The organism is Eilatimonas milleporae (genome assembly GCF_003688555.1).
Classification (GTDB): domain Bacteria; phylum Pseudomonadota; class Alphaproteobacteria; order Sphingomonadales; family Kordiimonadaceae; genus Eilatimonas; species Eilatimonas milleporae.
The window spans coordinates 43,060-69,732 of the sequence record NZ_REFR01000011.1 but is presented as its reverse complement, the minus strand read 5'-3'; the positions used below and the strand labels follow the sequence as shown (position 1 = coordinate 69,732).

19 protein-coding genes and 1 pseudogene are annotated in these 26,673 nt (G+C 61.2%); 13 read left to right on the top strand and 7 right to left on the bottom strand.

The genetic code is table 11. The features are described from left to right. Window positions 1–346: 346 nt before the first annotated feature. Window positions 347–1,126 carry a crotonase/enoyl-CoA hydratase family protein gene (locus BXY39_RS08570; protein WP_121938460.1) on the top strand — a complete coding sequence of 260 codons (780 nt, stop codon included), beginning with the start codon at window positions 347–349 and terminating at the stop codon, window positions 1,124–1,126. Between the two features lie 341 nt (window positions 1,127–1,467). Next, window positions 1,468–2,361, top strand: a complete 894-nt coding sequence (locus BXY39_RS08565; RefSeq protein WP_170163716.1) for a DNA/RNA non-specific endonuclease — start codon at window positions 1,468–1,470, stop codon at window positions 2,359–2,361. 122 nt (window positions 2,362–2,483) lie between these two features. On the opposite strand, the pseudogene BXY39_RS20010 reads toward BXY39_RS08565, so the two are convergent. Continuing rightward, window positions 2,484–3,036, bottom strand: a pseudogene (locus tag BXY39_RS20010) (N-acetyltransferase family protein). Window positions 3,037–3,311: 275 nt separating this feature from the next. Between BXY39_RS20010 and BXY39_RS08555 the strand changes: the two are divergent. From BXY39_RS08555 to BXY39_RS08545, 3 genes are all read left to right on the top strand, one after another. After that, complete coding sequence (locus tag BXY39_RS08555) at window positions 3,312–4,103, top strand: hypothetical protein (protein WP_121938458.1); 792 nt, start codon at window positions 3,312–3,314, stop codon at window positions 4,101–4,103. A 184-nt stretch (window positions 4,104–4,287) separates the two neighbouring features. Beyond that, window positions 4,288–4,920: a bifunctional transcriptional activator/DNA repair enzyme AdaA gene (locus BXY39_RS08550; RefSeq protein WP_121938457.1), complete on the top strand. Its 633-nt coding sequence runs from the start codon at window positions 4,288–4,290 to the stop codon at window positions 4,918–4,920. Between the two features lie 153 nt (window positions 4,921–5,073). Next, window positions 5,074–5,835, top strand: coding sequence for an isocitrate lyase/PEP mutase family protein (locus BXY39_RS08545; RefSeq protein WP_121938456.1), 762 nt, complete (start codon window positions 5,074–5,076; stop codon window positions 5,833–5,835). A gap of 149 nt (window positions 5,836–5,984) precedes the next feature. Here the strand turns inward: BXY39_RS08545 and BXY39_RS08540 are convergent, their stop codons facing one another. Continuing rightward, window positions 5,985–6,977 (bottom strand): NAD(P)H-dependent flavin oxidoreductase, encoded by a 993-nt coding sequence (locus BXY39_RS08540; RefSeq protein ID WP_121938455.1) that lies wholly within the window; start codon window positions 6,975–6,977, stop codon window positions 5,985–5,987. 338 nt (window positions 6,978–7,315) lie between these two features. Between BXY39_RS08540 and BXY39_RS08535 the strand changes: the two genes are divergently transcribed. Genes BXY39_RS08535 through BXY39_RS08525 form a run of 3 tightly spaced genes read left to right on the top strand, consistent with a single transcriptional unit; the run spans window position 7,316 to window position 10,880 of the window. Further along, entirely contained in the window at window positions 7,316–8,035 is a 720-nt protein-coding gene (locus BXY39_RS08535) for an ATP-binding cassette domain-containing protein (protein ID WP_121938947.1), read from the top strand. After that, window positions 8,032–9,465: a DUF3526 domain-containing protein gene (locus BXY39_RS08530; RefSeq protein ID WP_121938454.1), complete on the top strand. Its 1,434-nt coding sequence runs from the start codon at window positions 8,032–8,034 to the stop codon at window positions 9,463–9,465. The genes BXY39_RS08535 and BXY39_RS08530 overlap by 4 nt, the downstream gene beginning before the upstream one ends. Continuing rightward, window positions 9,462–10,880 carry a DUF3526 domain-containing protein gene (locus BXY39_RS08525; protein WP_121938453.1) on the top strand — a complete coding sequence of 473 codons (1,419 nt, stop codon included), beginning with the start codon at window positions 9,462–9,464 and terminating at the stop codon, window positions 10,878–10,880. Before BXY39_RS08530 ends, BXY39_RS08525 begins: the two co-directional genes overlap by 4 nt. Window positions 10,881–10,909: 29 nt before the next feature. On the opposite strand, the gene BXY39_RS08520 is transcribed toward BXY39_RS08525, so the two are convergent. The 3 genes from BXY39_RS08520 to BXY39_RS08510 are packed head-to-tail and all read right to left on the bottom strand — an operon-like array spanning window position 10,910 to window position 15,324. Further along, on the bottom strand, window positions 10,910–12,112 hold the full coding sequence (locus BXY39_RS08520; RefSeq protein WP_121938452.1) for a hypothetical protein: 1,203 nt from the start codon (window positions 12,110–12,112) through the stop codon (window positions 10,910–10,912). A 15-nt stretch (window positions 12,113–12,127) separates the two neighbouring features. Further along, entirely contained in the window at window positions 12,128–12,970 is an 843-nt protein-coding gene (locus BXY39_RS08515; RefSeq protein WP_121938451.1) for an outer membrane lipoprotein-sorting protein, read from the bottom strand. 11 nt (window positions 12,971–12,981) lie between these two features. After that, window positions 12,982–15,324: an efflux RND transporter permease subunit gene (locus tag BXY39_RS08510; RefSeq protein WP_245999075.1), complete on the bottom strand. Its 2,343-nt coding sequence runs from the start codon at window positions 15,322–15,324 to the stop codon at window positions 12,982–12,984. A 129-nt stretch (window positions 15,325–15,453) separates the two neighbouring features. On the opposite strand from BXY39_RS08510, the gene BXY39_RS08505 reads away from it, so the two are divergent. Then, window positions 15,454–16,062, top strand: a complete 609-nt coding sequence (locus BXY39_RS08505; RefSeq protein WP_121938449.1) for a TetR/AcrR family transcriptional regulator — start codon at window positions 15,454–15,456, stop codon at window positions 16,060–16,062. A 107-nt stretch (window positions 16,063–16,169) separates the two neighbouring features. Here the strand turns inward: BXY39_RS08505 and BXY39_RS08500 are convergent, their stop codons facing one another. After that, a complete protein-coding gene (locus tag BXY39_RS08500; protein ID WP_121938448.1) occupies window positions 16,170–17,666 on the bottom strand; it encodes a sensor histidine kinase in 1,497 nt (498 codons plus the stop codon). After that, a complete protein-coding gene (locus BXY39_RS08495) occupies window positions 17,656–19,092 on the bottom strand; it encodes a sigma-54-dependent transcriptional regulator (RefSeq protein ID WP_121938447.1) in 1,437 nt (478 codons plus the stop codon). Before BXY39_RS08495 ends, BXY39_RS08500 begins: the two co-directional genes overlap by 11 nt. Window positions 19,093–19,364: 272 nt before the next feature. On the opposite strand from BXY39_RS08495, the gene BXY39_RS08490 reads away from it, so the two are divergent. The 4 genes from BXY39_RS08490 (at window position 19,365) to BXY39_RS08475 (ending at window position 26,531) form a co-directional block, all read left to right on the top strand. After that, window positions 19,365–20,714 carry an efflux RND transporter periplasmic adaptor subunit gene (locus BXY39_RS08490; protein ID WP_170163714.1) on the top strand — a complete coding sequence of 450 codons (1,350 nt, stop codon included), beginning with the start codon at window positions 19,365–19,367 and terminating at the stop codon, window positions 20,712–20,714. 67 nt (window positions 20,715–20,781) lie between these two features. Beyond that, complete coding sequence (locus BXY39_RS08485; RefSeq protein WP_121938445.1) at window positions 20,782–21,462, top strand: ABC transporter ATP-binding protein; 681 nt, start codon at window positions 20,782–20,784, stop codon at window positions 21,460–21,462. An 82-nt stretch (window positions 21,463–21,544) separates the two neighbouring features. After that, complete coding sequence (locus BXY39_RS08480; RefSeq protein WP_170163713.1) at window positions 21,545–24,019, top strand: ABC transporter permease; 2,475 nt, start codon at window positions 21,545–21,547, stop codon at window positions 24,017–24,019. Window positions 24,020–24,071: 52 nt separating this feature from the next. Then, window positions 24,072–26,531 (top strand): ABC transporter permease, encoded by a 2,460-nt coding sequence (locus BXY39_RS08475; RefSeq protein WP_170163712.1) that lies wholly within the window; start codon window positions 24,072–24,074, stop codon window positions 26,529–26,531. Window positions 26,532–26,673 lie beyond the last annotated feature (142 nt).

The following is a 26,673-nucleotide window of genomic DNA, read 5'->3' as shown; positions in this document are numbered from 1 at the left end:
ACCCACGGCTTGTCTGGAGGACACGGAAACCGGTTCCGACCCCGACCAAACGGCGCCCCGCCCAGATATGCCCAGACTGCGGAGCCCCACGAGACCACTGTAAAAAATACACGCGGATGACGGACCGTCCGCCGGCGGCAGCCTGCAAACCACGGGTCCCGGCCACCCGCCGCCCCCCTGAGGACCCTGCCTGACGCCGCCTATGCCCGCCCATGGCCCCAGTCGATACAGGGCGCAGCGCCACCTCGTATGGGCATGGACGGGCATGGACAGTCATGGGGTGGCGGTGGCGTCTTTTCTGTGCGTCAATGCGGTTGATCCGCCGTCTTTTACTTGGAGGAATGCAATGACTGTGAGCTATGCGCGTGACGGGTCCGTTGCCGTCGTCACCATCAGACGGGCCGAACGCCGCAATGCCGTCGACGGCGCCACCGCCGCGGCCCTGGCGGCGGCATTCCAGCAGTTTGAGGAAGATGCCGGGGCATCGGTGGCGGTGCTGCAAGGCGACGGCGGCCATTTCTGCGCCGGCGCGGACCTGAAAGCGCTGGCGGACGGCCGGGGCAACCGGGTGGCCGAGGACGGCGACGGCCCCATGGGACCGACCCGCATGACCCTGTCAAAGCCGGTGATCGCGGCGGTGGAGGGCTATGCGGTGGCCGGCGGGATGGAACTGGCCCTTTGGTGCGACCTGCGGGTGATGGCGGAAGACGCCACATTCGGGATTTTCTGCCGGCGCTTCGGCGTGCCCCTGATCGACCTTGGCACGGTCAGGCTGCCGCGTCTGATCGGCCAGTCGCACGCGCTGGACCTGATCCTGACAGGCCGCCCGGTGGCGGCGGACGAGGCCCTGCGGATCGGTCTGGCCAACCGGGTGACCCCACCGGGCAAGGCCCTTGAAGGCGCGCTGGAACTGGCCGGGCAGATCGCCGCCTTTCCGCAAAACTGTATGCGCAACGACCGGGCCTCGGTGCTGGCGCAGTGGGACCTGAGCCTGGAGGAGGCCACGCGCTTTGAACTGCGGCGCGGCCTCGACACCATCGGCAGCGGCGAGACCGCCGCCGGCGCCGGACGGTTTGCCGGCGGCGCCGGGCGGCACGGCGCTTTCCCCGCATCAAAGGACGGGTAAGCCGCCGCCTTGCACCCGTCCTTGACAGCGGGAGCCATGGCCCAAGCATTTGGACCCGTGGCTTTGACGCGGCCGGTATGGGCGCCGCAGGTCTGACGGTGGGAAACGGGCACCGCCCCGCAGGGCGGCCCTGTCGCGCATCACCTGAAAAAGTGTCACATCTTCCCGCTTAAAGGGAATATGATTTGCCCTTAAGATCCCAAAAGGTCACCGGAAGATCCCGGAAGATCACTGGGCGGATTTTCCTTGTCCACGCACCGGTCTGGCCGGCGGCCACCCGTGGGAAGGGGCCGCCGCTTCGCGGGCCGACAGCAACAGCCGGCATGCCTGGGGGACCAACAATGCCTGAGACAGACGACACATACGACAATTCCGAAATCCATCCGGACTGCAAACCGTCCGAATATCTGATCGACCTGTTCTGTTTCAACGGCCGTCCGTTCAACAAGGATCCGGACCACAAGGTCACGGTGCTGATCAATCACGGATATGTGGTCGGCTTTTCATCCTTCCGCAAGCAGCCGCTGTGGGCGGCGTACCGGGTGGCGGACGCCGACCATCATGTGGACTATGACCGGCCGCAGCTGTTCTATGACGATGAAAGATTGTCCGCGGGCGACCGGATCGACCCGCGCCCCTTCGGCAAGATCCCGGACCCCGACCCGAATGCCGGTGGCCGCCAGGTTCCGCTAAACCGGGGCCATCTGGTGCCGAACGAGGCCATCAACCAGCAATTCGGGCGGCTGGCCCAGATGGAAACCTTTTTCATGTCGAATATGAGCCCGCAATACGCCCGTATGAATCAGGGCATCTGGGCCAATCTGGAAGCCCGCATCCTGAATGACTATGCACCGGCCATGGACCATGTGTGGGTGTTGGTGGGACCGATTTTCGGCGACAATCCGCCGGTGGTGACCCGCAGCGGCAGCGGTGTGCAAATCCCCGTGCCAGAATCCTATTACTGCATCCTTTTCGACCCCATACGCTATCCTTACGGCCGCATGTCGAATGTGGAGGTCCTGGCCCTGACCATTCCACAGTCCGCCGGGCGCGAACAACTGTCGCAGCGCCACATCACCAGCATCGACGCGATCGAGCGGGCCACACAGCTGGATTTCCTGACACGTCTGCCGAACCGGGCGGAGGCCAGGGCCGAGGCCCTGATGGCGGACGACATCTGGGCGCCGACGCCAAGACGCAGACGAACGGCCCTGGAAATCGAGCCCGACCAGTAAAGCGGGCAACCCGGACATAAGATACGGGCAAGGCCGCAAGCTCCACCCCACCCCGGCCATGGGATGGGCACCGTACCCGGCGGGCGCCGTCCCGGACCGTTCGGCACCGGACGGCTCGGTAATCAGGTGGGCGGGCTGTCCGCGCCGGGGCCGAGCGGGCGCTGCATGAGGACGGTGTCCACCCAGCGGCCGAATTTGAAACCGGCGGCCTGGAACGTGCCGACGGTGCGAAAGCCGAGACGCGCATGCAGGGCGATTGAGCCGGCATTGCCGCTGTTGCCGATGACGGCGATCATCTGGCGCCAGGGCCCGGCCTCGCATGCGGTGAATCAGGGCCTGGAGCAGGGCGGTGCCAACCCCGCGCCCGTGCATCCCTTCTGCGACATAGACGGAATCCTCAACCGTCCAGCGGTAGGCCGGGCGCGAACGGTATTCGGCCGCATAGGCATAGCCGGCAACCCGGCCATCCAGTTCGGCCACCAGATAGGGCAGACCGAGAGCCCGGACCGTGTCGCAGCGCGACAGCAGGGTGTCCACCGTGGGCGGGTCTTCCTCAAACGTGGCGACGCCGTGCAGCACTTCCCGTTCATAAATGGCGTGTATGGCGGGAAAGTCCTGTCCTGCCGCTGCGCGGACGACAAGGCCGGGGCGTGCAACTGTCACCGGATCGGTCATGGTCTTGTCCTGAACTGCCTGGCATCGATTGCGCGCTCCGGGATGACCGGGCCGGCTGTCGGAAACCGACACCGGTGCTGCCATACGCGGACCGCACAGGCTTCGTCCCGGAAGGTGCCGCAGGGAACGTTGATTTTCAATTGTCCGTTTCGCAAGCGGAAAAACCGTCTTTCACAGTGGGTAAAACTCAATTAAAAGTCGATCTGAGCACAAGATGATATCCTTTTCGGCCACGAACGCCCCACCAATGCCCACATCCCGTCGCGGAGACCGCCATGTCAGAGACACCTGCCCTGTTTTCAACCGATCTTTACATGCCGGCCTATCAACCCGGCACATATGGCGACTGGGAATTGCAGGTCATGCCTTTTGCCTCGGGCATCGGCTACTGGCGTTCGGACAAGGGATATTTCATCCAGAACGCCGCCATCCTGTCGCACAGGGGCGACGCCCCCAAGACATGGATGTCGACCACGCCTTTGGAAATCGAAAGCAGCGAATGGGGGGTGCGCCCTGCCCGCGGACACACGGTGATCATGGGGTTCGGCATGGGCTGGACCGCTGTGGCCGCCGCCTGCCGCGAAGATGTGGACCGGGTCACGGTCATCGAGATCAACCCTCAGGTGCCGGCCCTGTTCGAGCAGACACTGCCGCCCGAACACCGCCCGGCGGAATGGGAAAAGGTGCGCGTCATCATGGCCGACGCCCGGGAATGGAAACCGGACACGCCGGTCGATTTCATGTTTGCCGACACGTGGCCGGTCATGGGACAGGCGGAAAACCTGGCCGAGACACGAAAGATGCAGGCCAATGTCCAGGCTGAGGAGCTTTATTACTGGGGCCAGGAACTGGATCTGGTTGAAACCGCCATTGCCCAGGGCTGGAACCCGGCGGACGGCAGCCGACTGAGCGATGAGGCCGTGCATGCGGCCCGCGCCGCGCTGGACCTGCCCCTGTTCCTGCCGGCGCCTGCCGGCCTACTGGCCGAAGGCGCATGGCGCGAATGGTGCCGCCGCATGCCGCAGTGGCATGAGCAACAGCAGGACGGCACAGAGAGCGGGTCCTGATGACTCTGGACTGACGAGCTCTGGGCCTGAAGACCTGCCCTAACGGCTGGGACTGAACGAAGAATCCGCATAACGGGCGGATCAGGATCCGCTTGACCGGGTATGCGGAAAGACCGGCCGCTTTCGGACATCATCCTTTCAGGCGCCCTCGCGCCGGCGGGGGCAGATATGATAGTCCGGAGACATGCTGGATTTCGAGACATGCAATCAGGCCCGGCTGCGCCGCGACCCCGCCTTTGACGGGGTGTTCTTTGTCGCGGTCGATACCACGGGGGTATATTGCCGCCCGGTCTGCCGGGTGCGGCAACCGCTGACCAGAAATATCCGCTTTTACCCCAGTGCGGCGGGGGCCGAACAGGCCGGCTACCGGCCCTGTCTGCGTTGCCGGCCGGAAACCGCGCCCTTCTGCCCGGCCTGGAACGGCACGCGGAGCACGGTGGAACGGGCCCTGAAACTGATCGAGGCCGGCGCCCTGGACGAGGGCAGCGTCGCGGCCCTGTCAGACCGGCTGGGCATCGGGCCGCGCCACATGTCGCGCCTGTTTGCGGAACATCTGGGCGCATCCCCCATTCAGGTGGCGCAGACGCTGCGCCTGCAAAGGGCCAAACGGCTGATCAGCGACACCCGGCTTGCGATGGCGGATGTTGCCGCCCAGGCCGGCTTCGGCAGCGTCCGGCGCATGAACGCCGCCTTCCGAAAGCTGTACGGACGGCCGCCGTCATCCCTGCGCGGCCGTGGCAGACACGCCGCAGGCACCGCCGACATAAGAAACGGCAGACAGAAAGCATGTCCCCGACCAATCAATACCGCCCCATGACCTGGCGGTCGGGATACTCAAAGGTAACGGGCATGCCGACCGTTGAGACCGATTTTCTCTTCACCGCCGGAACTCCGCAGACGAGGCCGACCGACAGCGGGCAGACGCTTTTATCGCACCCCATTCACCATTTTCATCTTCAGGGAGAAGATCATGACCCAAACCGAAAAAGCCCGCCTGTTTGCTGACCTTCACGTGCCTGGGGATCCTGTGATCCTGTACAATATCTGGGATGCTGGCAGCGCCAGGGCCATTGCCGAGGCCGGCGCAAAGGCGGTTGCCACCGGCAGCTGGTCGGTGGCGGCGGCACAAGGATACGGCGACGGCGAGGAAATCCCGCTGGACCTACTCCTGCGGATCGCCGGGCGCATCGCGGCAACGGTGGACGTGCCGGTCACTGTCGACTTCGAAGGCGGTTACGCCGAGACGGCGGAAGACACCGCCGCCAATGCCGCCCGGCTTATGGAGACAGGGGCCACCGGCATCAATTACGAAGACCGGGTTGTTAACGGCGAAGGGCTGTACGATACGCAGACGCAGGCGGACAGGATCAGAGCAATCCGTCAGGCGGCGGACAGCACCGGCCTGCCCTTGTTTATCAACGCCAGAACGGATGTTTTCCTGAAGGAACCCGACCGCAGCAAACATGCCGGTCTGCTGGCGGATGCACTGGACCGGGCCGCAGCCTATACGGAAGCGGGTGCCAGCGGTTTCTTTGTGCCCGGCCTTGTCGATGGGGACCTGATCGGCAAGGTTTGCGACGGCGTGAGCCTGCCGGTCAATGTCATGATGCTGGACGGGGCGCCGTCCGTGCAGGACCTGGCGGCGCTCGGAGTGGCCCGTGTCAGTTACGGGCCCGGCCCCTATATCGACGCCATGCAGGACCTGGCAGCCCGGTTCAGGGACGCGGCCTGATCGCAACAGGCACGACCGCTAAGGGTCTGATGGCAGGAATCTGGGGGCAAGGAATCTGAGAGCAAGGGATCTGGGGGCACCGGTTCGGGGCCGTCACCACGCGGGCAGCCGGCAGGCACCCGCGTGGCAGGATGGGCATGTGCGCCGGGTCAGGCGGCGGCAACCGTTTCGGCGAGAGCGCCTTCCAGCCGCTGCCGGATGATCTGCTCGGCCTCGGACATGATGCGGTCAATCAGTTCCTTGCAGGTGGGAATGTCGTTGATCAGACCGACCACCATGCCGCAGGACCAGGCGCCCGCATCCATGTCGCCTTCCGTCATGATACGGGGATAGACGCCGGCAACTTCCTCGATGATGTCTTCGAATTTGAGGCTGGCGCCCAGTTCCTTCTCCTTTTCCAGAAGGCGTTCGACCGCCGCATTGCTGAGAACCCGTTCGGTGTTGCGCAGGGGCCGCATGACCAGGCGGGTGTCCAGCTCGGATGCGGCGACGATGGCGGCTTTGACATTGTCATGAACCGGCGCCTCCTTCGTGGCGATGAAGCGGGTGCCCATATTCATACCGTCCGCCCCCATGGCAAGGGAAGCGACAAGCGACCGGCCGTCGGCCATACCGCCCGAGGACACGAAGGGGATTTCCAGCTCGTCCGCCGCACGGGGGAGGAGGATCATGTTGGGCACGTCATCCTCGCCCGGATGGCCGCCGCATTCAAACCCGTCAACCGATACCGCATCACAGCCGATGCTTTGCGCTTTCAGCGAATGGCGGACGGAGGTGCATTTATGGATGACCCTGATACCGGCATCTTTCAGCGCCGGCAGCACGGGTTCCGGATTCCTCCCGGCGGTTTCCACCACCTTGATCCCGCCTTCAATAATCGCTTTTACATAGGCCGGGTAATCGGGCGGGTTCAGCGTCGGCAGAAAGGTCAGATTGACACCGAAGGGCTTGTCGGTCATGTCGCGGCACCGGGCGATTTCATTAGCGAGATCGCCGGCGGTTTTCTGGGTCAGTCCCGTAATGATGCCCAGGCCACCGGCATTCGAGACGGCGGCCGCCATTTCGGCAAATCCGACATAATGCATGCCGCCCTGTATGATGGGATGTTCAATACCGAAAAGCTCTGTAATACGGGTTTTCATGGATCACCTTTCATGAGATCGGGGTCGTATTCCGGGTCATATGATTTCCGGGGCCGGCACGGCCGCCGCCATGCCAAACACTATTCGGTTTCAGGTGGAATGCAACCGGGCGCAAACATCATTATACCGCCAGGGCCGCCTGCCGCACGCGCATCCAATCCGGGCGTACGCAGTGCCGATAGTCCTTGATATAAGATGCGTAATGTTATGGTATAACAATTGAGAACCTAAAGTAGGTATCGGGGTCGGGTCTGATGGCATGATATCCGGTTTTCTCCTGTTTTGCCCAAGGATGGCCCCGGCTTTCAAACAGATGAAGGACGGCAAGAATGCACGCATTGCTAAAGGCCGAGGATTTATCGAAAAATTTCAATGGATTGACCGCACTGTCCGGTCTGAATCTGAGCATCGCGGAAGGTGAGATTTTCTGCCTTCTGGGGGCGAACGGTGCGGGCAAGACCACGACGATCAATCTTTTTCTGGGGTTTTTGACGCCATCGGGCGGAACCGCGTTCGTGGATGGCTGCAATGTGGCCGATGCACCGGAAGACGCCAGAAAACGTCTGGCCTATATCCCGGAGAATGTGGCCCTCTACCCAACCCTGAGCGGGATCGAGAATCTTGAGTTTTTCGACAGCCTGGCGGGAGAGCGGACCCCTCGCGAGGCCCTGCTGGACATTCTGGCGGAGGCCGGCCTCGACCGGGACGCCGCCGAACGCAAGGCAGGCGCCTATTCCAAGGGCATGCGGCAGAAAGTCGGCATTGCCATTGCGCTGGCAAAGAAGGCGCGGGTGCTGCTTCTGGACGAACCCCTGTCGGGACTTGACCCTGCCGCAGCGAACGGGTTTTGCGCGCTGCTGAAAAAGCTGCAGGCAGACGGGTGCGCGGTTCTGATGGCAACCCATGACGTTTTCCGCGCCAAGGAGGTGGGCAGCCGGATCGGGATCATGAAATCGGGACAACTGGTGGATATATTGGACGCCGACACATTGGACGCAGGCGAGATTGAGCGTGTCTATCTTGCCCATATGCACGGCGAGACGGGACAGGCCGCATGACTTCCGCCATCGCCCTCAATGAAATCAGGCTTTTGACCCGTAACGGGCCCGCCTTGGCCCTGGCCGTTCTGCTGACCGGCCTGATGGTTGCCGCCGCCCTTGCCAGTGTGCAACGCACAACCGCGTTCGAGGCAGAGCATATGGCAGCGGAAAAAATGGACCGGACCGTATGGGATGGCCAAGGCGCCCGAAACCCGCATTCAGCGGCACATTTCGCGCGCTATGCCTTCAAACCGGTGCCAAGCCTGTCGGCATTTGATCCCGGCATCGTCGACCATGCGGGGATCGCCATCTGGATGGAAGCGCATTACCGGGATCCGGCCCTGTTCCGCCGGGCCGAAGACACAGCGCAGGGACTTGGACTGGCAGCCCTGACACCGGCCTGGGTTCTGCAAAGCGTCGGTCCGCTTGTGATCATTCTGCTATTGTTTTCCACCATCGCGGGGGAAAGGGAGGACGGCACACTGCGGCAACTGGTCGCCAGTGGCGTTGCCGCCCCGGCCATCATATCCGGCAAGCTTCTGGGCGGCATGGCGGCGATGCTGCTGGTGCTGGCACCGGCTCTCGGCGTCGGTGTCCTGATCACGGCCGGTGCGGGTCACGAGACATCCGTGTCGGATTTCAGTGTCCGCCTGATCGGCCTTGTGGCCCTTTACACGGTTTATTTCATCATCATGGGACTGATCGCCGTCGGTGTCTCGGCGCTTGTGAAGACACGGCGCGATGCCTTTTTGACGCTGATCGCGATATGGGCTGCCATGGTGATTGTCATGCCGGTTCTGTCAGCAGGCATGGCCGGAACCATATTCAAACAGCAGGGGACCGAAGACATACAACGGCAACTGTCGGCAGCCTCCAGCGCCTATTGGGAGGATAGTGATAAACAGGATGCCGACAAAGCGGAGCTGATGGCACGCTACGGCGTCAGCGACGTCAAGGATATGCCGGTCAACTGGGAGGCCTATCAGCTGCAAAAAAGCGAGGAGGACGCCAATCCCCTGTTCGATGCCATATATGGCGAGCTCGACACCGTGCATGCACGGCAGGAAACGCTGATGTCAGCGACGGCACTGATGTCCCCGACGGTGGCGGTGGCGTTTCTGTCATCCGGGCTTGCCGGGACAGACCGCATCCATCATGTGGCATATGCAGCAGCAGCCGAAGGGCACAGGCGCGATATGGTCAAGCAACTGAATGAAGACATGTTTAACAATGCGGGCGAGGCCGGCTACCGGTACACGGCCGACAGGGCCCTTTGGACCGCAGTGGAGGATTTCGCGCATATACCACCGCGCTTCACAGATGTGGCATCGCGGTATATTCCCAGTCTGCTCATCATCGCGCTGTATCTTGCAGGCGGGTTCGCCTTTGCATACGGGAGTATCGCCCGTGCCCGGAAAACCATCGCTGTTTCGGGAGCCGCCCGATGAACAGAGCCCTGCTCCTTCTTGAATACAAGCAGTTCTTCCGGTCCCCGCTGTGTGCCCTGGCGGCGGTCATTACATTTGTCGTCAGTGTTTACGCCCTGACGGCGGCAGGCACTTATCATGGACGAAATCAGGAGACCCATACCGATTTCACACGATCGATCGAAACACGCCTGCAAGCATGGCATGATGAGCTTACCGCCATTGAAACCAGAGAAGACACCCGCGGTGCTTATGCAGCAAGGCCGATGAACCTGCGTTTTCCGGCCACATTGCCGCCGGCGCCGCTCGCGGAGTTCGCCGTTGGCGCCGGGATGCTGTTGCCACATTCCGCCGCCATCACACCGTGGAAAAACACGGCCAATCTGTTCACCAATTATCAGTTCGCGAATCCGACACTGCTGCGTTACGGCACCATCGATATGAGTTTCGTCATCGTCATTCTGCTGCCGCTTGTGATGATCGCGGTGTCCTTCGACATCCTGGCGGCGGACCGGTCGACGAAAAGACTGCAAAGCATCCTGTCACAATCCATCGGTCCGGGACAGGTGATGTGGACACGTCTGGTTTTCCGCAATGGTGTGGTCCTCGTCGCCGTGCTTCTTCCCGTGTTAGCGGTGGCTCTCGCGGGCGGCGGCTTTCCGCCCTCCACTGACAGGCTGGCCCGCTTTGCTATCTGGTTGATCGCAGCCGGCGTCTACGCCGTTTTCTGGCTGGCTGTGATCGCGTTTGTCGCCACGCGCGTCCGGCGGGCTGAAACGGTGGCGGCCACACTGGTCACGGTGTGGGGGCTGCTGACGCTCGCCATACCGGCGGTGGCGGGCACGGTGGGCGAAGCGGCCTTTCCGACGCCGTCACGGCTGGCCTATCTGTCGGCGATGCGCAGTGCACAGGCCGATGCCAACCGGGAGGTGGACCGCCTGACGGCAGGCTTTCTGCTGGACCATCCGGAGCTGACGGTCGGCGATGAAAGCGTGCCAGCCTATTACCGCGCCGCCTATCTGGCCAACAGTGAAGTGGAAACACGCACGTCGACCATTTTGGAGCAATATGAACGCGCTCTTGAGGGCCGGCGGCAGTTCATCGGCTGGCTGCAGTATTTGTCGCCGGCGATCGTCGCTCAGAATGCCTTGAGCGCGGCGGCGGGCGCGGACGCGGACCGCTATTACCGTTTTCAGAAAGAGGCCCGCGGCGCCTTGCGCGACCTGTCAGCCCTGGTCGGCCCGGCCGTGGTCGCACGCCAGCGTATTACGCTTGCCGATTTTGACCGCTACCGGCCCTATGCGTTCGAAGAAACGCCGACACCAGACTTGGCCAGACGTCTAAGCGCACCGGTCGGATTTCTTGTCCTGCTGTCAGCGTTTCTGTTGTGGGGTGCACGGGCCCGACTGAACGGGTCTGTCGAACGGCTGTTGTAAGGAAGCGCCCGGAGCGGCCCGGCGGACGTTCAGAAATACCGTGTCAGGCGCAGGGTGATGTGGCTGTCATTCTGAAAGGCCGATGTAAAGGGGTTGCCCGACCCGGTAAAGGCGCGGCCCTCCACTTCCAGCAGCAGCCTGGAGCCTATGCGGCGCTGAAATTCGACAGAGGCGATAAGGGCACCGGTCTCGGTATCGACAAAGGCCCCCGCCAGAATTTCCGCGTCCTGGGTGTCGTTGAAGGTGATGCGCGTGCCGGCGAATATATCATTTTCGAAAATGGTAATCGGTGCGCGCGCCATGTCGCGACCGTCATACAGATATTCACTGATAATACCGATATCGATATCCCCGCCGCCGATGCCGAAAAACGTATATTCAAAACCGCTGACGGTTGCCGCAAAGGTATCGCCGCCCACATCGATGGCGGCGGCCTCCAACTTCAGCAGCCATGGCCCGCCGGTATATTGCAGGTCAATCCCGCCCTGGGTGAGTTCCTGATAAAGAGGCTGCAGCGTCTGCGACTGTGCACCGGGCGCAAGAAACGGGTTGCGGCTAGTGCCATGAAAAGCATGCAGTCCAAGATCGAACCCGCCGAAACGGTTGGTGTAGCGCAGGGCGATATCGCCGGCCCATTCATCACCGCCCCGCTCGTAGACGGCGGCGTCATTGACGACCACAGGGTCGAACCGTAACCGGCCGTCTTCACCCGGAAAACGCCGTTCACGGAAAAAGGGCAGGTAAAATGCCTGTATCGTGCCGAAACGGAATGACCGGGACACACGCACCATGGGCTGGCCGAGCTTTTCGCCCTCGTCGAAATCCTCAATCGCGTCAAATTGATTGATGACATCGACAACGTTGCGCGATTCCGCCACACCCCAGAAGACTTGGCTGACGCCAAGCAGAATATCCCAGTCACCGCGCCTGAGAGACAGGCTGGCCTCGCGGATATCGCCGTAGGACCTTTCCCCGTCCTGGCTGTCCAGCCGCAGATAGGGCTCGAACAGGATACGCGTGTTTCTGTCTGCGCTTGTCCAACGCAGATCGCCCGAGAGCACCAGCCCGCCCTGAAAGGTGCCGAACTGGCCATCGAAACGGGGGTCGTCAACAAAAATCCTGCTTTCGGCGGCAACCTCCGGCGTGATGCGCAGGGACTGGCCGAAGGCGGGGCCGGTCAGGACCCCGCCAAGGACAGAAAGGGCGGTCAAAAGGGGCAGACCGGATCGCATTGTCAGCACCCCGCCCTAAAGCCGGTCCAGGGCGGACGGCTCGAAGTCACGATTGTCCAGATTGATGCCAAATGTGTAATCGCTGGATACCAGAACCGTTTTCTTACCGGTCAGATGGTTGGTCATGGTCTGCCGATGTGCCCGCCAGTAGCCGCCCGGATACTGGCGGTAGTCGTCCAGTTCCAGCGTCTTGAGCAGGCGGCCGCCGCGGTCGAAGAATTCAACGCGGCGCGACTGAAAAACATCCGTATCGAAATAGCAGTGCAGCTTGGAATAGCCCGAGCGTTCATAAAGCGGCCGGCATTCAAGCTTGTCCAGTTGCAGACCGTTCATCTCGACCGTTTCCAGATAGGTGTATTCGTATTTTCCAAGTTCGTTCGAGGTCAGATCCTCGAACGCGAACTCGGACCCGACGAAAGGTCCGGACTTGTTGGACGACGAGATGCGCTTGACCCGGCGAAGGGCCGGCAGATACAGCCACTGATTATCGGGATCGAGGATTTTCGCATGGGAGAGAAGCGCCGTCCCTTCCACATCGGGCGGCGAGAAAAAACGGGTCAGGGATTTGTCGCCACTGCCCCTGCCCTCTTTTTCGAATGTGTCGATCCGGAGTTTGCGCACCGTCTCGCGGCCGCGCGGATCCATGAGGGTCATGGTGAGATCGACGGTGCTGGTGCCAAAGCCTTCATCGGTTTTGTCGGAGCGTTCCGCGATGGCGTAGCCTTTTTCCCGCGCCGCTTGGCTGTCCCCGGACGGCTGTGCTGCACCGGCCTGCATGGCCGCGGCCGGCAGTGCGGTGCCGGGGGTTATCAGTGCCAGCAATCCGGCGGCGGCAAGGGTCTGTTGCAAAAGGGTCATGATGTGTCTCCTTATTGGATGGCTGCGGTCTGAAGCGTGGCTCCGGACCGGTTTTTCGCACCGGCGACCAGAAACAACGCCGGCAGGAGGAGGAAATTGATCAGCATGGCCAGGATGACGGCGATGGCCGTCAAGAGACCGAGGTCGGCATTCAGTTTGAAGGTGGATGTCACCAGCACGGCAAAACCGGCCGCCAGGATCACCGTGGTCAGAAAGATGGCGGCGCCGGCCGTCCTGAAGGCATAGCGTACGGCATCCTCGATCCCGGCGCCGTCCTGACGCCGGGCCCGGAAATATTTCGACAGAAAATGGACAGTAAAATCGACGACCAGTCCGACGGCGACGGCACCGACAGCGGCAACGGAAAAGCCCACGACCCCAACCAACAGAGCCCAGACACCAAATGCGGTCAGGATCGGCAAGGCATTCGGGATCACGCTGACCAGGCCGACGCCGAGCGACCGAAAACACACTGCCAGGATGACGAAAATCGCCAGGATCAGATAAAGCGCGCCGTCAAAAACAGCCTCGATATTGCGCTGGGCGACAAAGGCAAACAACACCTTGCTGCCAGTGATATCCAGCGTGTAAGGACCGCCGTTTTTGTCGAACCATGCACGGGCATCGGCGATAAAGGAGCGTGTTTCCTGTGTGGAGATATCTTTCATGGTTGCGGTCACACGGGTCGACTGACGGTCGATATCCACCCGGTTGTTGAGGTCGAGCCCGTAAGGCAGGCTCAGCTCATAGACCAGAAGATACTGGCTGGCCATGGTCCGGTCGGCTGGGATGCGGTAATAGGCCGGGTCGTCGCGGTTCAAATTCCTGTTCAGGCGTTTCATGATGTCGGACAGGGAAAAGGCATGGGCGACCGCATCCTCCCGCGTGCGCAGCCATGCGGTAAAACCATCGACCATACGCAGAAAATCGGGATCGGTGACAGCACCGGGGGCACCAGGGTCCAGAATGAATTCAATCGTATCGGATCCGAAATAAGGGTCGCTGGCGTCGATGGCCTGGCGAAATTCGAGGCTTTTGTCGAAATAGCCGGACCACTGGTCATTGACTGTCATTGTGGGAATGAAGGCGATCATGATCAGACATGCCCCCAATGTCCCGGCCAGAATGGCTTTGGGGTAGGCGATGACGGTTTCCGCCACCCGCCCGACAATGCCCGTACCGATTTCCCGGGACGAGGCCGCACCGAATTTCATCGGCAGGATGGCCAGGATCGCAGGCAAAAAGGTGATGGACAGGAACCATGCCGCGCCAATGCCGGCGGCGCTCATATTGCCGAGATGATGGAAAGGCGGACTGTCGGAAAAGTTAAGGGCCAGAAAGCCGATAACCGTGGTGATGGATGTGATGGCAATCGGCGTGAAATTCAGGGCCGTTGCCTCGACAATCGCGTCCCGTTTGGACAGACCGGACTGCATCCTCGTCCGGATACCGGCGATGATGTGGATGGCATCCGCGACGGCAATGGTCAGAATGATCGTCGGCGCGGCGAGCGATATGGGGGTCAGTTCAACGCCTGTCAATCCGCCGATGCCAACACCGACAAGTGTTGACAGCATAATCACCAGCAGACTGCCCGTCACCGCACTGATCGAGCGCAGCGCCACAAGCATGACGATCAGAATAAATGCATAGACCGCCGGGATGAGCGTCGAGGAGTCGCGGACACCAGCCTCCTCGAACGCGGCGCTGAGACTGGCGACACCGGTGATATGGATATCCAGATCGGGATGACGGTCCAGAATTTGCGCGCGAATGTCCCGTGCGGCCTGGGCCGCCTGTGAGGTCACATTGGGAATATCGTCCGGCAATTGGACAACGGCGTTGACGATGGTGGCCTCGCCGTCACGGGAGACGACAAAGCCGTTGACGAGGGGTTCATTTTCGGCAGCGCGGCGGATCGCGGTCAGATCGCCGCCTGCCAGCGCGGACGGGTCGAGCACCAGATCTTCGACCATCAGGTCATCCCCGACACCACGCGTATTCTGAAAATTGGTCAGGCTGTCCACGCGGGAGACATAGGGCAGTTGGCGCCACGCCGCGTCGGTCAATGCGTGCACGGCGGTCAGCGTATCGCGGGTATAGACAGAACCGGACTTCGGAATGACGACAAAGGCGACATTGTCAGGTTTACCGAACGTGGCCTGGGAATTTTCGTTCGCGATATAATCCGGATTGTCGGGCCCGAAGAAAACGCGGTAGTTGCCGGCAAATTTCAGATTGGCCGCGCCATAGGAAATCATGACACAGACGAGTGCCAGCATCGGCACCACAGCCCACCGCCAGCGCACCGAGGCCGTCACAATCACGCGCCCGGTGTTTTCAGACCAGTTCATGGCTATCACATTCACCTCCCGTAAAGAACGGTACTGTACCGTACTGTATGGCATAGCATACGATCCTGTTGGACATTCCGGATCAAAAAATGTTGAATTCAGGAGCGCGCAAATGAAACGAGGCAGAAAATGCCATTAAAAACAGACAGTTCTGACAAGGCGCCGCCACCTGAAAGGATCATCGCGGCAGGCCGGCGGCTTTTCTTCAGGGACGGGTTCGAAAAAGTCTCGACGGATCGGCTGGCGCGGGAAGCGGCCGTTTCAAAGGCGACGCTGTATAAATATTTCGGCGATATGGCCGGCGTCCTGCGCGCCGTGGTCGAGACAGAATCAATCACCTTCGCCAAAGGGGTGCCGACCAATCCAACCTCGCTTAAAGAACTGAGAACCTGCCTGACCCATTACGGCACCAATCTGCTGACATTCCTGAATGACCCAGAAATCATCCAATTCGCGCAAGTGATGATGGAAGAAGCCCGCGCTCACCCGGATATTGCGCATGACTTCTATTCCGTCTCATACCAGCGCTCGCACAATGTCATCACCGGTATGTTCGGACTGGGACTGAAAGGCGGCTTTTTCCGTTCGGCACTGACAGCGGAGGAACTGGCCGAACAACTGATCGGCATGTGGGAGGGGCTGCGATTTACCCGCGCACAACTGAACCTGACGGAAATCCCTTTTGAAGACCCCGCAGACTGGTCACGCAAATGCGTCGACACCATGCTGAGACTGTAGAAAAGCGGAACAAGGGAACGAGGCCGCCTGCAAGCAGTGTCCATCAATAGCGACCACTGATCGGTTTGAAGGGACGCTTGCCCGGCGGCGCCATCCGTCAGTCGAGATCAGAATGTCAGCGTGAAAACGGCACCGGTATGACCTGCGGGGATCAGCTCCGTCGGGTCCATATCACCGCGCCGCGACAGACGAACGCTTCCGCCGTGGGCGATCATCACCTGGCGGGTCAGTGCCAGCCCGACCCCGGACCCGTCGCGCCGGGTCGTGAAGAATGGGACAAAGATCTTGGCGGCGATATCCTCAGGAACCCCGGGACCGGTATCGGCCACGGTAATGACCACATGACCACGCCTGTTCAGGCAGCCGGCAAGGTGGATTTCGCCCTGATCCTTTGTTTCCGCCGCATTCACTGCCGAACGGTCACCGGCCGCCCGCTGCGCCTGTGACAGATCCGTCCGCGTGTCCTCCGCCTGTAACGCGTCTGTTGGAGGCCGGGCCGGGGTCGGCACCATGGCCTGGGCGGCATTCTGCACCAGATTGAGCAGAACCTGTTCCATCATGCCGCGATCCGCCATCAACTCCAATCCGGGCGGCTGCACCACCGTTACAAAGGAGATCCGTCGGTCCCGCAGGTCATCCCGCGCCAACCGCTCGACCGCAGCGAACAGGTCATCCAGCCGTATCCGCACCCTGTCGGGAGGCGGCAAGCGGGTCAACCGTCGATAGCCTGAGACAAACTGCATCAGTCCGTCGGAGCGGCGCGCCACCGTGGCGACCGCGTCGCGCACGTCCGTCAGGTCATCATGAATGGCAGGATCGTCCGCCGCCTTGTCGCGCGCTTCGTCCACAAGGTCGACGGCTGTACGGGCAAGGCTGGCCACAGGGGTTATACTGTTCATGATTTCATGGGTGAGAACCCGCACCAGATCCTGCCATGCGGCAAGCTGGGCGCCGTCCAGTTCGCTCTGAATATCCTGAAGACTGACCAGTTTTTCCGTTTTTCCGGCAACGGTCACCTGTGTGGTGGCAACGGTCAATTGCCGCTCCATGCCATCGACGTGAAAAACGGCGAGGGCCCGCTCGCCCGGACGTGCCTTTTCCAGCGTATCGAGAAAGGCGGCTCCGAACTGCCGCAGATCGGCAGCACGCGTAACCGTGACATTGCCGAACAAACGGCGCGCCGCATTGTTCCAGCTTGTCACCATGCCATCGCCATGCAGGGAAATCAGGGGCACGGGCACATGTTCGACCATGACCTTCAGATGCCGCTGTCTGGCTTCCTGCGCGGACCGCTCGTCGCGGTATTCAGCGAGAATGGAGGTAAAGGTTTCCCCGAGGCCGCCAAATCCCGCGCCCAGTCCCCCCATATCGAAACGCTGGCCGAAATCGCCGTAGCGCATGGCATCCAGGAAACGGGCCAGTTCCGCATTCGTCCTGGCGACAAGACGGTAAAGACTGACAAAGGCGATGACCGCAACCGACAGCAGGAGAAACGTAGCCGCGTGATATCCCGGATGGATCAGCAGCCACAGGAATGCCGCCAACGCCGCAAGCACAAGACACAGACGTGCCATGACCATCCAGAAGAACTGCTTAAAGTCCATATTTTTCCATCCTGCGGTACAGAGCCGCGCGGGTCACTCCCAGATCTTTCGCCGCATGGGAAATATTGTAGCGATGTTTTCTGAGGGCCGTTGCAATCGCCGTTTTCTCGAGGCGTCCCAGATTCAGGTCCGCCGGCAGGCCGGCCCCATCTTGCCCGGTCCCGTCCGCCGCGCTGTCCATATCGCCGCCAGGTGCCGCAGGTGCGCCGGCGGGCGTCAGCTTGGGCGTTACAGAAGGGGAGGATAGTGCGAAATCCTGAGGCCGCAGGACATCGCCGGAGGACAGGATCACCGCCCGCTCAATCGCATGCCTGAGTTCGCGCACATTGCCCGGCCACGCATAGGCCGACAGTACGTCCAGTGCCGCTGCCGACACAGTGACCGCCGGGCGTTGATATTTGCGTGCGAAGAAACCGGCATAATGGCGGGACAGCAACGGGATATCACCGGCACGGTCCCGCAAGGGAGGCAAATCGATCTCAACCGTGTTGAGCCGGAACAGCAAATCCTGGCGGAACACGGTTTCGTCCGCCAGTCGCTCGCGCGGCAGGTTCGTCGCGGCGATGACGCGCACATCAACCCGAACGGCGCGGGTGGCCCCCACTGGTGTGATCTGCCGCTGTTCGAGAACGGTCAGCAGTTTGGCCTGAAGATGCGGTGCCAGATTACCGACCTCGTCCAGAAACAGGGTACCGCCCGATGCGGCCTCGATCAGGCCGGTACGATCTTCCCTGGCGTCGGTAAAGGCGCCCTTTTTATGGCCGAACAGTTCGCTTTCGAACAGGCTTTCACTGAGGGCGCCAAGATCGACATTCATGAACACCGAACCGGCACGCAGGCTGCGGGCATGAATGGCGCGGGCAACCAGTTCCTTGCCCGTCCCGTTTTCACCGAGGAGGAGAACGCCGGCGTCCGTCGGCGCGGCACGCTCTACCATGTCCATCACGCCTGCCATGGCCGGATTGTCGAAAATGATCGGTTGTTCGGGAGTCCGCGCCAGAACCTTGTTGGCCTTTTTCAGGGTGTCGGCCTCGGAGCGGCTTTGCCCCAGCTTGACGCCGGCCGACAGTGTGGCCACCACTTTTTCATTCTGCCACGGCTTGGTGATGAAATCGGTGGCGCCGCGTTTCATCGCCTCAACCGCCATATCGACACCGCCGTGCGCGGTGATCAGCACCACCACGGCGCGGGGGTCGATGGTCATGATACGGTCCAGCCAGGCCAGACCCTGACGGCCGGTGCTTTCACCGGGACCGAAATTCATATCCAGCAAAATGGCGTCAAAGGTCCGATCGGCCAGAAGGTCGGGGATATGCTCTGGCCTGTTGCAGGTGACAACACGGTCGAAATGCCGTTTCAGCAGAAGTTTGCCTGCGGTCAGAATGTCTTCGTCATCATCGACGATCAGGATGTTGCCGGCTGCCATGCTGTGCTGTCTCCGCGTCCCATACCGTCCGCGCCATGTGTTGGGCGGTGTCCGTAACCGTACAGTTTTCTGTTCGTTTTCGTACACTTTTTCCGTAAAGAACAATACCGCAAGAGTGAAAATCATTTCATATCAATAGCTTAATATATGGCATGCAGTTTGCTGATTTAGGTGTGCAACGGCAATGCCCGGGGCACGACAGCAACAAATATGTGACGGAAACACCGCACACATCGAGACAACGGATTGGACAAATGGGAAGTGTGACCAATATGGACCGACCCACCCCCAACACCCCCGCAGACGGCAAGGCGTCCACGCCTGCCGGCGAAGGGGCCGGGTACAGCACGACAAGCAAGAGCGGCATCGCCATGGACCGCACCATCGAAAAGCCCCGCCGCCCCTTGAAAACGGTGATGTATGCCGCCGCCGGCCTGCTGATTTTCACGCTGGCGGCCTGGCAGATCCTGGAAGCCGGTGGCGGACGGGCGCTGAAAGTGCAAAGCGATCGTATCGCCGTTTCGACCGTGATCACCGGCACGTTCGAGGATTTCATCCCGGTGCGCGGACGGGTGACCCCGCTGAAAACCGTCTTCCTGGATGCGATCGAAGGCGGCCGTGTCGACAGGGTGCTGGTGGAGGACGGGACCATCGTCAAGGCCGGCGACCCCATTGTCGTTCTGTCCAACACCAATCTTCAACTGGATGTGACGCGCAACGAGGCGCTTGTCACCGAACAGCTGAACAATATGCGCACCATCGAACTGCAACTTGAACAGAACCGATTGGACCACAAACGGAACCTGAACGATTTCAACTATAACATCCGGCGTCTGACCCGGTTGGCCGCACGCCAGCGCGAACTGGTGACCAAGGGGGCGGTTGCGGTGTCCCTGTTCGAGGATACGGAGGACGAACTGGCGTACAATATCGCACGCCGGGACCTGACACTGGAAAGCCAGGCGACGGACGCGCGCCTGCAGGAACAGCAACTGGTTTACCTGCGCGAGTCCAGCGAACAGCTGCAGGCCAATCTGACGATCGCACGGGCCAATCTTGAAAATCTGAATGTGAGGGCCCCGGTGGACGGCAAGCTGTCCGGCTTCAGTGTGGAGGTGGGACAGTCGATCACACGGGGTGGCCGGCTGGGACAGATCGACGATCCCAGCAATTACAAGCTGAGCGCCGATATCGATGAATTTTATCTGGGCAGGGTCGACCTTGGCCAGACCGCGGTCTTTGAGCGCGGCGGGACCGACTACCGGCTGACCGTGGCGAAAATCTACCCCCAGGTCACGGCGGGCCAGTTTCAGGTGGATATGGAATTCAAGGGTGGGCAGCCCGACGACATAAGGCGCGGTCAGACGATCCAGACCAAGCTGACGCTGGGCGACGCCGAACCGGCGCTGCTGATCCCCAACGGGGCCTTCTATCAGGATACCGGCGGTGCGTGGCTTTTCGTCGTCAACAATGACGGAACAGAAGCGGTGCGGCGCCCGGTCCGCCTTGGCCGCCGCAACAGCCGGTACATCGAGGTCATCGAAGGGCTGGAGGCCGGCGAACAGGTCGTAACCAGCCCTTACACCAGTTACCGCGACATGGACCGGCTGAAACTGGACTAAACCATGGCACAGTCATTCTGAGATCGTAACAATATAGGCGAATGAACGATAAAAGAGGAAACGCACGATGATCCAGCTCAACGACCTGACAAAAGCCTACAGAACGGACGAAGTGGAAACCGTGGCGCTTGATCACGTTACGCTCGGCATTGAGCGCGGCGAATTCGCCGCCATCATGGGGCCGTCCGGATGCGGCAAATCCACCCTGCTGAACATTATCGGCATGCTCGATAACCCGAGCAGCGGGGAGTATCTTTTCCTGGGCGAAAATGTCGCCGGCTATCCGGAAGCAAAACTGGCCAATATCCGGAAAAAACATATCGGCTTCATCTTCCAGAGCTTCAACCTGATCGACGAACTGACCGTGTTCGAGAATATCGAACTGGCCCTGCTGTATCACGATATTCCGGCCCGCGAACGCCGTGAGCGCGTTACTGCCGTGATGGACAAGGTGGGTATTGCCCACCGGGCGAAACACATGCCGGGACAGCTGTCGGGCGGCCAGCAGCAGCGTGTGGCGGTCGCCCGTGCCGTGGTCGGCAATCAGAGCCTGATCCTGGCGGACGAGCCGACCGGCAATCTGGACAGCGCCCACGGACAGGAAGTGATGGAAATGCTGCAACAACTGAACGACGAAGGCACCACCATCGTCATGGTCACCCACAGCGCCAGCCATGCGGATTATGCCAAGCGTACGATCAACCTGTTCGACGGGCGCATTGTCAACGAAAGCCTGCGCGCGGCGTAAGAGTGCACGACCACGGCCAGACATCCGGCAGGAACCGAAAACAAACCAACCGCCGGAAACCGGGACTACAGCGAGGAAAACCATGTTCAGCAATTTTTTCACCGTCGCGCTCAGGCAGCTTGCCAAGAACAGGCTGTACAGCGTCATCAATGTCGCGGGCCTCAGCATCGGGCTTGCCGCCTGCGTCCTGATCCTGCTTTTTGTCCGGGACGAGCTGTCCTATGACAGCCATTGGTCGAAAGCGGACCGCCTAGCGCGCCTTCATGCGGTGCTGACACCGCCGGGGCGCGAGCCGTTTGACCTGGTCGCAGGCCCGGGCATCGCGAAACAATCGCTGGCCGCCTATTTCGCCGAGGATATCGCGGCGGTGACACGCTTTTCCAGACTGCAGCCCGTCATCGAAATCGGTGACAGAACGGTTGCGGAAAACGTGGTCTGGACCGACCCCGAAACCATAGACATGTTCGATTTCACCGTCATGGCGGGCAGTATGGCGGACGCGCTGCGCGATACATCCAGCATCGCGCTGTCGAGCGATCTGGCGCGTCGTCTTTTCGGGCATATCGATGTCATCGGCGAGGTGATGACCATGACCGCCTTCAACATCAACAGGGATTACCGCATCGCCGCCATCTACGAGGCACCGGACCATACCGTCACCTATATGCCGGCTCTGACCAAAATCGACGAAGCCGACTTCACCGACAGCCCATGGCTGTTCGACCGCTGGTTTTCGATCAACACGCATATTTTCATGGAATTGAAAGAAGGGGCCTCCCTCGACGGTGTCAACCGCCGGCTGAAAAGCTGGACCGACGCGACGGTTCCGCGCGAAGGTTTTCCCGAAGGCGTCAACCCGTCGGACGTGGCCCGCTACACCCTGATGAAAATCACCGACCTGCGACTGCACGCTTCGGGGGACGGGGAATATGTTCCCGGCGGCAGCATCGAGACGGTTGTTGTCTTTTCAGCCATTGCCGGCCTGATCCTGATGATTGCCTGCATCAATTTCATGAACCTGGCCACCGCCAAATCAACACAGCGCGCCAGAGAGGTCGCGCTGCGCAAGGTTCTCGGCGCGCATCGCAGCAATCTTGTCCTTCAGTTTCTGGGGGAAAGCGCGCTGGTGGCCGTCATTGCGCTGCTGATCGCCATCGCCCTGGTGGAAGCGTCCCTGCCCGCATTTTCCGGCTTTGTCGGAAAGGACCTGTCACTTGACCTGGCGAGCGGTCAGGTGCTGGGCCTGCTTTTGGGTCTGATCCTGACAGTGGGCCTTGTCGCCGGTTTCTACCCGGCGCTGATCCTGTCCGGTTTCCGTCCGGCACGGGTGCTGAAGGCCAACCGGTCATCGGACGCGGGCGGGTCGGCCACGCTGCGCGGTGTCCTTGTGGTGATGCAGTTCGCGATTTCGATCGCGCTGATCATCGCGACGGGAGTGGTGTACGGGCAGAAGGTTTTCGCCACCAGCCTGAACCCCGGCTTCAACAAGGACAATGTGCTGATTGTGGAAAATATACGCCGCAGGGGCGCGGAGACGGCGCGGGAAACCCTGCGCGAACAGGTGGCCGCCCTGCCCGGTGTGCTGACGGCGAGCCTTGTCGCGGAAACCCCCGCCAATTCAAATGACAATAACACCAATGTCGAACTGCCGGGACGCAGTCCCGATGACACCACACTGATCGGCATCCAGATCATCGACTATGATTTTCTGGAGACCTTTCAGATCGAGCTGGTGGCCGGACGCGCATACGACCGCAATGTGGCGGGCGATGTGCTGGCACCGGTCGGCTCGGTTGCCGAGGGCGACGTCGTCAATGGCAATGTTCTGGTCAACCGCACAGCCCTGCGCAAGATGGGGTATCCCGACACCGCAGAGGCCATCGGCAAGACGTTTACCATCGGACGGGGCCGGGGCGGCAAGGCACAACTGACCATTGTCGGCATTGTGCCCGACATGCATTACCAGTCACTCAAACGCGTAATCCGGCCGGAAATGTATCTTCTCGACCCGGCGGATATCCGCAACATGGCCGTCCGCTTCGAGGGAGACCCCCGCCCGCTGGTGGAGCGCATCGGCGATCTGTGGCGCACGCTCGCCCCGCTTGTGCCCTTCGAATATCATTTCGTTGATGAAATGATGGCGTCGGAGTTTGAAACAGAAGAAGCCACGGCGACCATGCTGGCCCTGTTTTCCCTGCTGGCGGTCCTGATCGCATGCCTTGGCCTGTTCGGTCTGGCGTCCTTCACCGCACAGCGCCGCACAAAGGAAATCGGCATCCGCAAGGTGCTGGGCGCACGGGTGCGCGACATTGTGCGCCTGTTGCTGTGGCAGTCGGCCAAGCCGGTGCTGATCGCCAACCTGATCGCCTGGCCGGTGGCCGTGTGGGCGATGATGATCTGGCTGGAAACATTCCCCTACCGCCTGAATGCCTGGGTCATGGCACCGCTATGCCTTGGCGCGGGCCTGGTCGCCCTGGCCATCGCCTGGGCAACGGTGGGTGGAAATGCCGCGCGTGTGGCCGGGGCCAAGCCTGTCAAAGCCCTGCGCTACGAGTAAAGCATACGGATCGAAGGCAACAACCCTCGCGACCGCCATACGGGAGACATCCATGTCCCAGCTTATGATCACGGCCAGGCTGCTCTACCGGCAGGGTCTATACGGTCTGATGGCAATCCTTGGTCTGACCGTCGGCCTGACGGTCGCGCTGTTCGCCATGATCTATGCCTGGCAGGAAACCCACTATGACAGCCATATTCCGAATGCCGAGCGCCTGCATCTTGTGGATGTGCGCATTGCCTGGCCGGACAGGGCCGTCAGGGTGCTGGCAACCACACCAGGGGCGCTGGCATCCGCCGTCAAGGCCGCCAACCCCGATATCGAGGCAGCAGTGAGGGTATGGCGGCAATATTCGACGATCAATCTGCCGGATGCCGAGGATTTCAGCGACATCATCGCTGCTGCCGATCCGGCCTTTGCGGATCTGGTGGATTTGCAGATGATGTCGGGCGACCGCAGCCTGATCCGCGACCCGTCACAGGTACTGCTGTCCACGACCATGGCCGAGCGGGTGTTCGGACACAGGGACGCTGTCGGACAAACAGTGCGCATCGACGAGCAGGACATGACCGTCGCCGGCATTTTCAAACCATGGCCGACGACAAGCCATATCAGTTTCGACGTATTGATGAACGGTCAGGCCGCATTGGTGCGCGGACGTGAAACGGTCGACAGCGATTGGACGTCCACCAGGCCTACTTTTACCTATCTGTTGCTGCGCGAGGGTGCCGACGCCACCATGCTCGCCCGCCGTGTCGAGGAGATTTTTCTGGCCCGCTACCAGACACGGGAACCCGTGCCGGGCGGCAAGCCATTGGATGATGTGGTCGACATCAGCCTGCAGGCGGTGGCGGACCTGCATCTGAACGGAAAAAACTACCCCTGGCTCAATCCGCCGGCGGATACGCTGAAACTTGCGGTGTTCACAGCCATATCCGTGCTGATTGTCGCCATTGCCTGTATCAACCATATCAATATGTCGACGGCCCGCTCGATCGAACGGGCCCGCGAAGTCGCGGTGCGCAAGCTGATGGGCGCGGAGCGCCGGCATCTGGTGCTGCAGTTTCTGCTGGAAGCGGCCCTTCTGGCCGGCGGCGCCTTTCTGCTGGCGCTGGTGGCCGTTGAAGTGCTGGCGGACCGGGCCGGCACCCTGTTGCTGACGGACCTTGACCTGTCAGTCATGGCGGAACCCGGCTTCATCGCCTGGACGTCCGCATTGATGACGGCGGTGGTCCTTGCCGCCGGGGCCTATCCCGCCTGGCTTGCCAGTGCGTACCGACCGGGACGTATCCTGTCGGTGCACGGGCAGGGACGCAGCCGGCACAGCCGGATGCGCACAGTGCTGGTGGTGTTCCAGTTTTCCGTTTCCATCGTGCTGGCGACAGGGGCGGCCGTGATCTGGAACCAGCTGATCTATGCGCGCGGAGCCGATCTGGGTTTCGAGGCGGACAATGTTATCCTGCTGTACGGTGTGCGCCGGTCACCCGCCTTCACCATCGAACTGACCAGCCGAATCGACAGGGCAATCAGTGGACGACCGGGTATCGTATCCGTGTCAGGCACACATTCGTCGCCGTCGTGGGATTATGTGGCTGAGGCCGATATACGCCGGGCCACCGAGGCCCCGGAAGACCGCTTTACCATCGGTCAGGTGTCCGTGGACCTGGATTTCTTCGACACGCTCGGCATTGAACCGGTGGCAGGCCGTGTCTTTTCCGAGGCATATGGTGCCGACAGGGGACAGTGGGATCTGGAGACGCGGGACACCCTGAACCTGCCGGTGGTGATCAATGAGCGGGCGGCACGCGCCCTTGGTTTCCAGAATAGCGCAGCGGCGGTCGGCGAGATGCTGCAGTTCACGGTATCCAGCAATTATGACCGCGCGGCCGAAATCGTCGGGGTGGTGCCCGATGTGCATTTTGAATCCTTCAAAAAAATCATCCAACCGATGGTCTATTTCCCGGATCCGGCCAGCTTCAACCTGATGATGGTCCGCATCGATCCCACAATGCGCGAGGAGGCCATGCAGTCCATCCGCAACGGCTGGGCCGAGGTACTGGCGGGCCAGGCCATATCCAGCGATTTTCTGTCGACCGCCCTGATCGAAGGGTATGAGGCCGAGGCACAGGAATTGCGGACGGTGACGGTTCTGGCAATCCTTGGCATTGTGATCGCCACATTCGGCCAATATGGACTGGCGGCTTATAGCGCGCAGTCGCGGCGGCGTGAAATCAGCATCCGCAAGGTGCTGGGCGCCAGGGTCGGGGATATTGTCGCGCTTTTCATCTGGCAATTTTCAAAACCGGTGTTCGCGGCCATGCTGGTTGCCTGGCCGGTAGCGTTTGTCGCAACGCGCCTGTGGCTTGAAACCTTTGCCTACCGCGTCGCGATCAATCCGTTGTGGTTCATCCTGGCGGGTCTTGCGGCATTGACCGTGGCGCTGGCGACCATGGCGGGCCATGCCCTGAAGGCCGCGCGGACCCACCCGGTAGAGGCCCTGCGGTACGAGTAAGTAATAGAGGGTTGGCCTGCATCCAACGGGTCCGTCGGCACCAGGCGGTTCACACCGCGTCATTGCAGCCACGCCGAAGCCGCAGCAGTCGCACGGCGACTCCGGCGTGGAATGGCTGCCACCAACGATCCCTGCGAAAATA